The sequence below is a fragment of the Pseudomonas sp. Sample_20 genome (assembly GCF_004307585.1).
GTDB classification, from domain to species: Bacteria; Pseudomonadota; Gammaproteobacteria; order Pseudomonadales; family Pseudomonadaceae; genus Aquipseudomonas; species Aquipseudomonas atacamensis.
Genome location: NZ_RCOA01000109.1, coordinates 1 through 12,224 on the forward strand (window position 1 = coordinate 1; position 12,224 = coordinate 12,224).

The following is a 12,224-nucleotide window of genomic DNA, read 5'->3' on the forward strand; positions in this document are numbered from 1 at the left end:
CCTCCAGCCATATTCTCGACGCCATCATTCAACTTGCGGGCAAGCTCGATCTTGCAATGGTTGCAGAAGGTGTAGAAACCCAAGAGCAAAGTGATTACCTGACCGCTCATAACGTTAACTTTCAGCAAGGCTATCTGTTCGGCCGACCGCTGCCTGGCGCGGAATTCATTAGTGCATTAAGTGGTCATTAACCCTTGGCCTTATGCGATGAGACGGTCAACGGGTACACAATTTGATTCAAAAGACTACTCTTGTTACATGAAGAAAAAGACATGATTTACTCTTGGCCAATTAACTACTACAATTTTTCATGCCTGCGGTAATTTCGCAGGTGCGCCATTTATCACCGAGTCGCTTCAAGGCTCTTGGCTTATAGCTTTGTTTGCGGTTGGTATCAGCCAAACACACTATTGGAGTAAAGATATTGTCCAGACTCGCTGAATTTCGCGCAGCTGAAAAGGCCCTTCAGGAACAGCTCAAACAGCTGGAATCGCTGAAGAACGATGCCGGGCTGAAGAAAGAAATCGAATTCGAAGAAAAGCTCCAAGGACTGATGAAAACCTATGGCAAAGGCCTGAAAGACATCATCGCCATCCTTGATCCAAACCCGGCAAAGTCCGGTCTGCAGCAGTCCGCAGCGCCCAAGACCCGCCGCGCCCGCGTGGTCAAGGTTTATCAGAACCCGCACACTGGCGAGCTGATCGAAACCAAGGGCGGCAACCATCGCGGTTTGAAAGCCTGGAAAGAGCAGTACGGTGCAGCCACCGTGGATTCATGGTTGCGCGGTTAATCTGACGCCAACAAAAAGCCCTGCCTGATGCAGGGCTTTTTTATTGACAATATCTAACAAATGAAATGATTTTCATCGAACAAGTTGGAAATTTGTGTAACGCTTCTGAATCATCAGGCTAAACATTTTGCTGCGCGATGTTACCTCGAGCGCTTGATCAAACTATGTGCTTAATCCCTTCCGGTAAGCGAACTGCTGCGAGTTAGTACGAACGTTTATAATTTCAGGCTGTTGCGCGCCGCTTCTATATCGTCGGCGCTCGCCTTATAAACGTCGGCCTGACCGGCATATGAAAGTACGTAAGCCTTGTCTGTTTCCACAGCTGCCACCAACGTTTGTGATAATACGTGTCGACCGTTCTCGGTGACCGTGCAGGTCGTCTCCAGCCCGGACAATGAGCCGAGCGCAGCAGGATGAATTCTGTTGCAGACGCTCTGATAACCACTGCGGAAGAAATCCTTCTGGATCGATTTGCGCATTTCCAGCAGCACGCCTTGCAAATTGACCTGATGCCCCGCCTCCACTTGCGTCATCGTCAACTCCATCACCATTACCTGATTGCCATCAGCATGGAGCTTCACCGCCCGTTGCCGCGAGACTGGCGGCGCGGTTTCCGGCAATGCTTCAACCTCCCAGCCCGTCGGCCAAGTGATACTTGGTTCGGCCATTACGGGTAAAACCACAGCCGACGACAAAGCAAAAAAAACAAACACGGATTTCAACAGTCGGATCATTGCCGGACGCACTCATGGATAGAAAGCAAAGTCTGAGCCCCGCCTTCGCGCAGGGCAAGCCCGCCTTGCATTTGGCGATGCCGGCCGGCATGCGTATCATTGCGCCCATTCACTCGCCCATTGTTATTGGAGGGCCCATGAGCCTCAACGAACTGAACACTTTCCCCGGCGTAACTGCCACGCCAGACAGCGCAACCCGCAACTTCGTGTTCAACCACACCATGCTACGCGTGAAGGACATCACCAAGTCGCTGGATTTCTACACCCGCGTATTGGGTTTCACGCTGGTCGAGAAGCGCGATTTCCCGGAAGCCGAATTCAGCCTGTACTTCCTCGCGCTGGTCGACAAAGCGCAGATCCCGGCCGACGACGCCGCGCGTACCGAATGGATGAAATCGATCCCGGGCATTCTGGAATTGACCCACAACCACGGCACCGAAAACGATGCCGACTTCGCCTATCACAACGGCAACACCGACCCGCGCGGTTTCGGTCACATCTGCATCTCAGTGCCGGATATCGTTGCAGCATGTGCACGCTTTGAAGAGCTGGGTTGCGATTTCCAGAAGCGTCTGACCGATGGCCGGATGAAGAGCCTGGCGTTCATCAAGGATCCGGATGGCTACTGGGTCGAAATCATTCAGCCTGCGCCGCTGTAAAAGCTGAAAGCCCCTCACCCTAGCCCTCTCCCACACGGAGAGGGGACTGATTGCGGGATGTTGGAGAATTACGCCGACTTGAACGATTGGCGGTGAATCCATAATCGACCGGCTCTCTCAGGTCGATGGATGACTTCAGACACCTCGGTCGGCTCCCTCTCCCTCGGGAGAGGGTTGGGGTGAGGGGTGGCTTTCCACGCGCAATAAAAAACCCATGATCGCTCATGGGTTTTTTAGTTTTCGACCTGGCAGTTACGCCGGGGCCGAAGTCCGGATCAAGTGATCGAACGCACTCAGCGAAGCCTTGGCGCCCTCGCCCACTGCGATCACGATCTGCTTGTAAGGCACAGTCGTCACGTCACCCGCTGCGAAGATCCCCGAGATCGAAGTCTCGCCACGATTATCGACAATGATCTCGCCACGCGGCGACAGCTCGATGGTGCCCTTCAGCCAATCGGTGTTCGGCAGCAGACCGATCTGTACGAAGATGCCTTCCAGCTCAACCGTACGCAGCTCATCTGTAGTGCGATCCTTGTAACGCAGACCGTTTACCTTCTCACCATTGCCGGTGACTTCAGTGGTTTGCGCACTGGTGATCACCGTGACGTTCGGCAGGCTGTGCAGCTTGCGCTGCAACACAGCATCGGCGCGCAGTTGTACGTCGAATTCCAGCAACGTTACGTGCGACACGATACCGGCCAGATCGATGGCCGCTTCAACGCCGGAGTTACCGCCGCCGATCACCGCCACGCGCTTGCCTTTGAACAGTGGGCCGTCGCAGTGCGGGCAGTACGCCACGCCCTTGTTGCGGTATTCCTGCTCGCCCGGAACGTTCATTTCGCGCCAGCGTGCGCCGGTGGCGAGAATCACGCTCTTGGCTTTCAGGGTCGCGCCACTGGCGAAGCGGACTTCATGCAGCTCGCCGTTCTTGCCCGGGATCAGCTTGTCGGCGCGTTGCAGGTTCATGATGTCGACGTCGTACTGCTTGACGTGTTCTTCCAGCGCCGTGGCCAGTTTCGGCCCTTCGGTTTCCTGCACGGAAATGAAGTTCTCGATGGCCATGGTATCGAGCACCTGGCCGCCGAAACGCTCAGCCGCGACACCAGTGCGGATGCCTTTACGTGCGGCATAAATAGCCGCCGAAGCACCGGCCGGGCCACCGCCGACGACCAGCACGTCAAAGGCTTCCTTGGCGCTGATTTTCTCGGCCTGACGCTCAATCGCGCCGGTGTCGAGTTTGGCGAGGATTTCCTCCAGGCCCATGCGGCCCTGGCCGAAGTTTTCGCCGTTGAGGTAGATGCTCGGCACGGCCATGATCTTGCGATCGTTGACTTCGTCCTGGAACAGCGCGCCGTCGATGGCGACGTGGCGGATGTTCGGGTTGAGCACGGCCATCAGGTTCAGCGCCTGGACGACGTCCGGGCAGTTTTGGCAAGACAGCGAGAAGTAAGTCTCGAAGCTGAACTCGCCTTTGAGCGAGCGAATCTGCTCGATGACTTCAACGCTGGCCTTCGACGGGTGGCCGCCGACTTGCAGCAGGGCCAGCACCAGCGAGGTGAATTCGTGGCCCATTGGAATACCGGCGAAACGCAGGCTGATGTCGGCTCCAGGGCGATTGATCGAGAACGATGGCTTGCGAACATCGTCACCGCTGTCGATCAGGGTAATTTGGCTCGAAAGACTGGCAACGTCTTTCAGCAGGTCCAGCATTTCACGGGATTTCGCACCGTCGTCGAGGGATGCAACGATCTCGATCGGTTGGGTGACCCGTTCCAGGTACGATTTCAACTGGGCTTTAAGATTGGCGTCCAACATACGGGCGATTTCCTTTATTTGAGGCGAAAAAAAGCCCGAGCGAATCTCGCCCGGGCATTTTTATTGGGCGGTGCAGCTAACTTAAGAAGGTGCGGCGTGCCGCCCTGCGTTGCATGTCACAGACTTAGATCTTGCCGACCAGGTCCAGCGACGGAGCCAGAGTGGCCTCGCCTTCTTTCCACTTGGCCGGGCAAACTTCGCCTGGGTGTGCAGCGACGTACTGAGCAGCCTTGATCTTGCGCAGCAGCTCGGAAGCGTCACGGCCAACGCCGCCATCGTTCAGTTCAACGATTTTGATCTGGCCTTCAGGGTTGATCACGAAGGTGCCACGGTCAGCCAGACCAGCTTCTTCGATCAGTACGTCGAAGTTGCGCGAGATGACGTGGGTCGGGTCGCCGATCATGGTGTATTCGATTTTGCCGATGGCTGGCGAAGTGTTGTGCCAGGCAGCGTGAGCAAAGTGGGTGTCGGTCGAAACGCTGTAGATTTCCACGCCCAGCTTCTTGAACTCAGCGTAGTTGTCGGCCAGGTCTTCCAGCTCGGTTGGGCACACGAAGGTGAAGTCGGCTGGGTAGAAGAACACTACGGACCACTTGCCTTTCAAGTCAGCATCCGAGACTTGAACGAAGTCGCCGTTTTTGAACGCGGTAGCTTTGAACGGTTTTACTTGGCTGTTGATGATAGGCATCGATGACTCTCCGTCAGGGGTTATGAAGTTGATGGGTGAATCCTACCCACTCACTCGACGGAAGGCTCATTGGCAAACCTGATACTGCTGATTTGTTTTCGCTATTAGCTGACTGTATTAATAGAAGAAAACGATCTCTACGCTTGATCCGGCTTATCCATAATCCGAGCCATTCCCTGGAATGGGCTGACCTCAACATAGCGCATGGCGGATTTCATGTCCTTCCAGCCGACGTAGCTCATCAGCGATTTAAGATCCCAGCCGCTTTGATGCGCCCATGTGGCAAAGCCACGCCGCAGTGAATGGCTGGTGTAGTTGGCGGCGGCAATCCCGGCGCGCTGCAACGCCTGGCGCAGCAGCGGAATGATGCTGTTGGCGTGCAGGCCCTCCTCGCTCAGATTGCCCCAGCGGTCAATGCTGCGGAACACCGCGCCGCGCACCAGCGCGGATTCAGTGATCCAATCGATATAGGCCTGCACCGGGCACAACTTCAACAGCGCCGGGGCCTGGTAGGTCTGCCCGAGGTTCTCCCGGTCGCCCTTGCTGCGCGGCAGATACAGAGTGATGCCCTTGCCAGCGCTCGCCTGCACATGCTCGATTTGCAAACGGCACAATTCGTCGCTGCGAAAGCCGCGCCAGAAGCCCAACAGAATCAGCGCGCGATCCCGATACGCCTTGAGCAAGGTCGGGCGGTCCTGTTCTTCCCGGGCCGTCTGCGCCTCCTGCTCAAGCCAATCAATCACGCGCTGCAGATCCTGCAATTGCAGCGGCTCAGCCTGTTTTTCCTGCGCCGGGTGCAAAGCACGAATGCCCTTGAACACCTTGCGCACCACTGGCGCCTTGGTGGGATCGGCAAACCCCTGACTGTTGTGCCACTGCGCCAGCGCCGACAGACGCAGCTTCAGCGTGTTGATCGACAGCACGCCAGCGTGCGCCACCAGATATCGCGCAACGCTATCGGCAGTAGCCGGCAGAAATCCGCCCCACGTCACCTCGAAGTGCTCGATGGCCATGCGATAGCTGCGGCGAGTGTTGTCCCGGGTGGCGGCTTGCAGATATCGATCAATGTCGCTCATGGGCAGTTTTCTCGCTGGCGTACGGGTTCAGGCATGCAGGTGCGCATTTTGCCCCCTGACATTGGGTAATACCAGTATATCCCGCGTGTTTTAATTCAGATATTTACCTATATTTTCAGCATGGTACACTGCGTACTTTAGTGGCATGTACCACAGTACGTAACCGTAGGAGTTCTCATGGCCCGTGGCGGCATTACCAAAGCACTGGTGCAAATCGCGCGCACAGCGATCCTGGCTCGCGGCGAACACCCAAGCATCGATGCAGTACGCATCGAAATGGGCAACACCGGCTCGAAAACCACGATCCATCGCTATCTGAAAGAACTGGACGACGGTGCCCAGCCGAATGAGGCGTCAGCAGAACCGATCGATGATGAGCTGACCGCCCTCGTCTCTCGACTCGCCCAGCGCCTGAAAGAACAAGCACAGGAACCCATCGAGCAAGCCCGCGAACAGTTCGAAGAGCAACGGGAAGCACTGGAAACCGAACTGAAACAGGTTCGCCAGGCGCTGGAGAAACTCGAACACGACCACGACATTCAAGGCGCCGCGCTGCAACGCGAATCCGAAGCGCTGAGCAACACCCGCTCGATGCTGCAAACCGAACAGACGCGCAATGCCGGCCTCAACCAGGCATTGGCCGATTTTGAATTGCGCTTGCAGGACAAGGACGAACAGATCCGCTCACTGGAAGAAAAACACCTGCACGCCCGCGATGCGCTGGAGCATTACCGTAACGCCACCAAGGAACAGCGCGAGCAGGAACAGGCCCGCCACGAAGGGCAAATCCAGCAGATCCAGGCCGAACTGCGTCAAGCCCAGCAGAGCGCGTTGGTGCGTCAGGATGAGATCACACAGTTGCACCGTGACAACGAACGCTTGCTCACCGAAAACCGTGGCATTCAGCGCGAGCTGAATCTGGTGCAGGATCAGCTCAAGCAGAGCAATCAGCGTCAGGATCAATTGCTTGAGCAGGCGACGCGCATGGACAGCGAGCGCACCCTCCTCCAGGAACGTCTGCGCGTGGCGACACTGGAAAGTCAGGCACTCAAGCAGAGCGTCGACGAGCAGACGCAACTCAATCAGTCACTGGAAAAGGAATTGCTCAAGGCTCAGGCAAGCCTTGAGGACAGCCAGCGTCTGGCGGCTGCCGTTGCGGCAGCGCCAGACTCGACCAAAGCGAAAGACGCTTAAGCGCTGACCGGCGTGCGCATGGTCACAAACTCTTCGGCAGCCGTCGGGTGCACCCCGATGGTGTCGTCGAAGTCGCGCTTGGTCGCGCCGGCCTTCAAGGCGATCGCCAGACCTTGCACGATCTCGCCGGCGTCCGGGCCGACCATGTGGCAGCCAAGCACCTTGTCGGTCTTGGCGTCGACTACCAGCTTCATCAGGGTTTTCTCCTGACAGTCAGTCAGGGTCAGCTTCATCGGCCGGAAGCGACTTTCGAAAATGACCACTTCGTGGCCACAATCGCGCGCTTCTTCTTCGCTCAAACCGACTGTGCCGATGTTCGGCAGGCTGAACACGGCGGTCGGAATCATCTTGTAGTCCACCGGGCGGTATTGCTCCGGCTTGAACAGACGCCGCGCCACAGCCATGCCTTCGGCTAGCGCGACCGGTGTCAGCTGCACGCGACCAATGACGTCGCCCAGCGCCAGAATCGACGGCTCGGTGGTTTGATACTCGTCGTCGACTTTGATGAAGCCCTTGTCGTCCAGTTGCACATCGGTGTTTTCCAGGCCGAGATTGTCCAGCATCGGACGTCGACCGGTGGCGTAGAACACGCAATCGGCTTCGAGTACACGACCATCCTTGAGCGTCGCTTTCAAGCTACCGTCGGCCTGCTTGTCGATGCGTGCGATGTCGGCATTGAATTGCAGGTCGAGGCCGCGCTTGGTCAATTCTTCTTGCAGGTGCTTGCGCACCGCCCCATCGAAACCACGCAGGAACAGATCGCCGCGATACAGCAGCGTGGTGTTGGCGCCGAGACCATGGAAAATCCCGGCGAACTCGACGGCGATATAACCGCCGCCAACCACCAGCACACGCTTGGGCAACTCTTTCAGGAAGAACGCCTCGTTCGAACCGATCGCATGCTCATGCCCCGGAATTTCGGGAATCTGCGGCCAGCCGCCAGTCGCGATCAGGATATTCTTGGCGGTGTAGTGTTCGCCATTGACCTCAACCTCGTGCGGCCCGACGATTTTCGCGTGCGCCTCGTGCAGGGTCACGCCGCTGTTGACCAGCAGATTGCGATAAATGCCGTTGAGGCGATTGATTTCACGGTCCTTGTTGGCGATCAGCGTGGCCCAGTCGAAGTTGGCTTCGCCCAGGTTCCAGCCGAAACCGGACGCCTGCTCGAAGTCCTCGGCAAAATGCGCGCCGTAAACCAGCAGCTTTTTCGGCACACAGCCGACGTTGACGCACGTGCCGCCCAGATAACGGCTCTCGGCCACCGCCACTTTCGCCCCGAAGCCTGCGGCAAACCGCGCAGCCCGCACACCGCCGGAACCGGCACCAATCACATAAAGGTCAAAATCGTAGGCCATTTCTATCTCCTCGGCAGGCCATCAGCATACCCGCAGTCATCCATTGGGCAAGCACTGCCATCCATATAAGGGCGGAAAATGAAAAAGCCACCCGGAGGTGGCTTTCTTTTGCAGACGAGGCAAACGCTATCAGTAAGCTTTGCCAGTCTTGTAGAAGTTTTCGAAGCAGAAGTTGGTCGCGTCGATGTAGCCTTCCGCACCACCGCAGTCGAAACGCTTGCCCTTGAACTTGTAGGCCATGACGCAGCCGTTCTGGGCCTGCTTCATCAGGGCGTCGGTGATCTGGATTTCACCGCCCTTGCCTGGCTCGGTCTGCTCGATCAGGTCGAAGATGTCCGGGGTCAGGATGTAGCGACCGATGATCGCCAGGTTCGACGGCGCGTCTTCCGGCTTTGGCTTCTCGACCATGCTGTGCACGCGGTAGATGTCGTCGCGGATCATTTCGCCAGCGATTACGCCGTACTTGTTGGTTTCCTGCGGATCGACTTCCTGGATAGCGACGATCGAGCAGCGGAACTGCTTGTACAGCTTGACCATCTGGGTCAGCACGCCGTCGCCGTCGATGTTGACGCAAAGGTCGTCCGCCAGAACCACGGCGAACGGTTCGTCACCGATCAGCGGGCGGCCCGTCAGGATCGCGTGGCCCAGACCTTTCATTTCGGTCTGACGGGTGTAGGAGAACGAGCATTCGTCCAACAGCTTGCGGATACCGACCAGGTACTTTTCCTTGTCGGTGCCCTTGATCTGGTTTTCCAGCTCGTAACTGATGTCGAAGTGGTCTTCCAGAGCACGCTTGCCACGGCCGGTGACGATGGAAATCTCAGTCAGGCCCGCGTCCAGTGCTTCTTCAACGCCGTACTGGATCAGTGGCTTGTTTACCACCGGCAGCATTTCTTTAGGCATGGCTTTGGTCGCTGGGAGGAAGCGAGTGCCGTAACCGGCTGCTGGAAACAAGCATTTCTTGATCATATAAGTCCTTGAAAAGGCTGTGTGTACGAGTTTCGAGGCAGTCTAATCAGGCGGCGTGCGCCTTACAATGCCCCGCGCTGGCTAACCGATGCCAACATAGAGAAATATTCGCGCGGATAGTTCCATCCGGGTATTTCAGCGGCGGAGTCAGCGTAGCTCAAGATCCGGGCAAACAGGATCACCATACGCTTATCAGCCCCCAATGCGAGCATTTGCCGCTATCATGGCGCCTTTGAACCAGCGAACGAGAATGACCAGATGGCTGCGGTAAAAATCATCAACGGGTATGTGATCGACAAGAAAGACGGCAAGTGGACGCTGACCACCACCAACGGCGAACATATCGCCGGGCCTTTTGACAGCGAGCAGATGGCGACGGATGTGGCCTCGGTGTTCACCGATACGCCTGCTTCTTCCAAGCGCCGTGGTAAAGATCAGGACTGATCCTGCCCGCACTTGCGCCAAGCCCTGCCAGCATGCAGGGCTTTTTTGTGCCTTGTTGGCAAACAAGTGGCCAATCGCTATAACCTTTTCATCGCGGCGCTGTCAGAGCATCCAGTCCCCCACCTGAAGATTACGCAACCATGAACCTGAACAAACTGCAGCCGCTTCTCGCGGTATTGGTATTGAGCGGCTGTGCCACTTCGCAGCCAACCTATCTGAACAATGGCGAACAGGGCCTGAGCATCGATTGTTCCGGCGAAGCCAACTCCTGGGCCATGTGCTACGAAAAGGCCGATGCATCCTGCGCCGGCACCGGTTATCGCATCGTCGGCACTGATGGCACACCGGCGCCCAAGGAAGATGACAAAACCCTGGGCGTTGACGTTGGCAATTACAAGACCCGCAACGTCGTGGTCGTCTGCAAGTAAGCCTTACATGTGGATTTCGGCAAACTTGATCCCGAGGCCACGGACGACCTCGATCAGATCATCAAGCCGATTGAAGGACTCGACTTCATCATTGTCATCCACCAAAAAGTAGCTGCGCCCTGCACTCTTCTTGAAAAACACGATCCATTCACCGGGATTCGCCGGGTTCTGGATGACATGAGTGGCAGAGATAAGGCCCTCTGCGTGGCGCTCCCGCACATGCTCTCGCTTCATCACGACTCCATATATGACAATGCCGCCACAGCAGGACTGTGACGGCATCGGGTGCTGATGTTCGGTAGTCTATCAGCCGGAAATACAGGCGTTCGCGGCTTTCTGTACATCGCGAGGGCGAACCGGCACGTTGGACATGCGCTCATGCAGCTTGATGCTGCTGCCGCCAGCGCGATCTTCGATATCAAACACGGCTGCCGGGCCTGACGAAAGTTTGCCGGGAACGATGACTCGTACACCGTCCTTCTGCGGCTGGACTTGCAACGCACCACGACTGTCAGCGAGCTTGTCGGTCAGACACTGCGCATACTCCTGGGGCTTTTTGCCGGAGATCACGCTCATGGTTGGCAGCGTTTCATTGATTTCGGAAACATTTGCACAACCGGCCATCGCCAGAATCAACGGCACACACACCACACCCCACTTCATATCAATCCTCCGTCAAAGACCGTCCGACAGCACAAATGCCGCTTTTCTCCGGTGCCTTGTGCATTTAACCCGCCTGCCGTGGCGAAGTTCTGTTCAAAATTTGTCAAAGCAACGCCCGACGGCCAGATAATAACCCGTGCGGGCTGATAAACTGCGCCCATCGACAAGCTATCGTTTTGATTTAGTAGAAAAAGCCCTTCTGGAGGCGCCCATGAAATTCATTCACCAGCGCGAGCACCTCAACGAAGACGACATCGTCGTCATTCAATGCTCGCAGATGTGCAACATCCGTTTGATGAACGACGCCAACTTCCGCAGCTTCAAAAACGGCGGCCGTCACACCTACCACGGCGGCGCGTTCGACACGTTTCCGGCACGCATCACCGCACCGAGCACCGGCTTCTGGAACATCACCATCGACACCGTCAACCGCCGCGCAATCAGCGTGACTCGCAAGCCGACGCTGACCCACTCGATCAAGATCATCCGTCGCTCCAGCACTAAACTGAGCTGAGACGCACAGCCTATTGAAAGGGAAACATGACCGTGGCGCAAAAAACCAAATACGTGATCAAGTACAAACTGGACGGTGAACAGCGTTTCGAGTTCGCTGAACTGGAAACCGGCACTGACGAGGAGGCGAAAGCGGCGCTGAAGAAAATGCACGCTGACGAAGAACTCAGTGACATCAAGGTCAGCAAAGCGCTGTAACCGAATCATGCAACCGACCACGTTTGACCTGTTCGCCGACAACGAACCCGTACAGCAAGCCCGCGCCGAGCAGATCGGCGAACAATCGTGGGTGCTGCGCGGATTCGCCTTGCCGCAGGTCGAGCAACTGCTGACCGAGCTCGAAGCCATTCTTGCCGCCGCCCCGCTACGCCACATGGTCACGCCCGGCGGTTTCAGCATGTCGGTTGGCACCAGCAGCTGCGGGCAGTTGGGCTGGATCACTGATCGCAGCGGTTACCGCTATTCCAGCGTCGATCCTCTCAGCGGCTTGCCGTGGCCATCGATGCCGGCGGTGTTTGCCGATTTGGCCCACGAGGCGGCGAAACGCGCCGGCTTCCCGGGTTTTCAGGCCGACTCCTGCCTGATCAACCAATACGTCCCCGGCGCCAAGATGTCGCTGCATCAGGACAAGGACGAAAAGGGCTATGCCGCGCCCATCGTTTCGTTGTCGCTGGGGTTGCCGGCAATGTTTCTGTTCGGCGGTTTCGAACGCAGCGATAAAACCCGGCGCATCCCGCTGCTGCATGGCGACATGGTGGTCTGGGGCGGCGTGGACCGTCTGCGCTATCACGGCGTGCTGCCAATCAAACCCGGCCAGCACCCGCTCTTGGGCGAACGGCGCATCAACATCACCTTTCGAGTTGCTGGCGATCAGTAAAAGTTTGACCGCAAGGCGC

Annotated in this window: 17 protein-coding genes; 9 read left to right on the forward strand and 8 right to left on the reverse strand. The window is 57.1% G+C overall.

Annotation, left to right across the window (positions count from 1 at the left end):
- Both D8U70_RS22330 and D8U70_RS22335 read left to right on the forward strand, forming a co-directional pair.
- Positions 1 to 191, forward strand: a 191-nt coding sequence (locus D8U70_RS22330; RefSeq protein WP_130929735.1) for an EAL domain-containing protein, incomplete at its 5' end; no start/stop codon positions are given.
- Between the two features lie 233 nt (positions 192 to 424).
- A complete protein-coding gene (locus D8U70_RS22335) occupies positions 425 to 790 on the forward strand; it encodes a histone-like nucleoid-structuring protein, MvaT/MvaU family (RefSeq protein WP_016774912.1) in 366 nt (121 codons plus the stop codon).
- Between the two features lie 215 nt (positions 791 to 1,005).
- Here D8U70_RS22335 and D8U70_RS22340 read toward each other — a convergent pair whose 3' ends face one another.
- Entirely contained in the window at positions 1,006 to 1,524 is a 519-nt protein-coding gene (locus D8U70_RS22340) for a DUF4946 domain-containing protein (protein WP_130929736.1), read from the reverse strand.
- 137 nt (positions 1,525 to 1,661) lie between these two features.
- On the opposite strand from D8U70_RS22340, the gene gloA reads away from it, so the two are divergent.
- A complete protein-coding gene (gene gloA / locus D8U70_RS22345; protein ID WP_130927772.1) occupies positions 1,662 to 2,183 on the forward strand; it encodes a lactoylglutathione lyase in 522 nt (173 codons plus the stop codon).
- Between the two features lie 252 nt (positions 2,184 to 2,435).
- Here the strand turns inward: gloA and ahpF are convergent, their stop codons facing one another.
- From ahpF to D8U70_RS22360, 3 genes are all read right to left on the reverse strand, one after another.
- The gene (gene ahpF, locus D8U70_RS22350; RefSeq protein ID WP_130929737.1) at positions 2,436 to 3,998 is read right to left on the reverse strand and encodes an alkyl hydroperoxide reductase subunit F; all 1,563 of its coding nucleotides are present in this window, start codon (positions 3,996 to 3,998) and stop codon (positions 2,436 to 2,438) included.
- Between the two features lie 124 nt (positions 3,999 to 4,122).
- Positions 4,123 to 4,686, reverse strand: coding sequence for an alkyl hydroperoxide reductase subunit C (ahpC, locus tag D8U70_RS22355; protein WP_016774916.1), 564 nt, complete (start codon positions 4,684 to 4,686; stop codon positions 4,123 to 4,125).
- A gap of 137 nt (positions 4,687 to 4,823) precedes the next feature.
- Positions 4,824 to 5,762 (reverse strand): site-specific integrase, encoded by a 939-nt coding sequence (locus D8U70_RS22360; RefSeq protein ID WP_130929738.1) that lies wholly within the window; start codon positions 5,760 to 5,762, stop codon positions 4,824 to 4,826.
- A gap of 177 nt (positions 5,763 to 5,939) precedes the next feature.
- Between D8U70_RS22360 and D8U70_RS22365 the strand changes: the two genes are divergently transcribed.
- Positions 5,940 to 6,956, forward strand: coding sequence for a DNA-binding protein (locus D8U70_RS22365; protein WP_130929739.1), 1,017 nt, complete (start codon positions 5,940 to 5,942; stop codon positions 6,954 to 6,956).
- On the opposite strand, the gene gorA is transcribed toward D8U70_RS22365, so the two are convergent.
- Positions 6,953 to 8,311, reverse strand: coding sequence for a glutathione-disulfide reductase (gene gorA / locus D8U70_RS22370; RefSeq protein ID WP_130929740.1), 1,359 nt, complete (start codon positions 8,309 to 8,311; stop codon positions 6,953 to 6,955). The genes D8U70_RS22365 and gorA overlap by 4 nt on opposite strands.
- 129 nt (positions 8,312 to 8,440) lie before the next feature.
- Positions 8,441 to 9,280 carry a UTP--glucose-1-phosphate uridylyltransferase GalU gene (galU, locus tag D8U70_RS22375; protein ID WP_024013124.1) on the reverse strand — a complete coding sequence of 280 codons (840 nt, stop codon included), beginning with the start codon at positions 9,278 to 9,280 and terminating at the stop codon, positions 8,441 to 8,443.
- Between the two features lie 258 nt (positions 9,281 to 9,538).
- Here galU and D8U70_RS22380 point away from each other — a divergent pair, with 258 nt between their 5' ends.
- Positions 9,539 to 9,724 (forward strand): hypothetical protein, encoded by a 186-nt coding sequence (locus D8U70_RS22380; protein WP_016774922.1) that lies wholly within the window; start codon positions 9,539 to 9,541, stop codon positions 9,722 to 9,724.
- Positions 9,725 to 9,864: 140 nt separating this feature from the next.
- Positions 9,865 to 10,152: a hypothetical protein gene (locus tag D8U70_RS22385; protein ID WP_071172599.1), complete on the forward strand. Its 288-nt coding sequence runs from the start codon at positions 9,865 to 9,867 to the stop codon at positions 10,150 to 10,152.
- Between the two features lie 3 nt (positions 10,153 to 10,155).
- On the opposite strand, the gene D8U70_RS22390 is transcribed toward D8U70_RS22385, so the two are convergent.
- Together D8U70_RS22390 and D8U70_RS22395 are read right to left on the reverse strand one after the other, a co-directional pair.
- A complete protein-coding gene (locus D8U70_RS22390) occupies positions 10,156 to 10,386 on the reverse strand; it encodes a hypothetical protein (RefSeq protein WP_016774924.1) in 231 nt (76 codons plus the stop codon).
- 72 nt (positions 10,387 to 10,458) lie between these two features.
- Positions 10,459 to 10,815 (reverse strand): hypothetical protein, encoded by a 357-nt coding sequence (locus D8U70_RS22395; RefSeq protein WP_016774925.1) that lies wholly within the window; start codon positions 10,813 to 10,815, stop codon positions 10,459 to 10,461.
- A gap of 211 nt (positions 10,816 to 11,026) precedes the next feature.
- On the opposite strand from D8U70_RS22395, the gene D8U70_RS22400 reads away from it, so the two are divergent.
- From D8U70_RS22400 to alkB, 3 genes are read left to right on the forward strand one after another with little or no spacing between them, the layout of a single operon-like run.
- On the forward strand, positions 11,027 to 11,329 hold the full coding sequence (locus tag D8U70_RS22400; protein ID WP_007912251.1) for a DUF1883 domain-containing protein: 303 nt from the start codon (positions 11,027 to 11,029) through the stop codon (positions 11,327 to 11,329).
- A gap of 26 nt (positions 11,330 to 11,355) precedes the next feature.
- The gene (locus D8U70_RS27810; RefSeq protein ID WP_016774926.1) at positions 11,356 to 11,526 is read left to right on the forward strand and encodes a hypothetical protein; all 171 of its coding nucleotides are present in this window, start codon (positions 11,356 to 11,358) and stop codon (positions 11,524 to 11,526) included.
- A gap of 7 nt (positions 11,527 to 11,533) precedes the next feature.
- Positions 11,534 to 12,205 (forward strand): DNA oxidative demethylase AlkB, encoded by a 672-nt coding sequence (gene alkB, locus D8U70_RS22405; RefSeq protein WP_122704144.1) that lies wholly within the window; start codon positions 11,534 to 11,536, stop codon positions 12,203 to 12,205.
- Positions 12,206 to 12,224 lie beyond the last annotated feature (19 nt).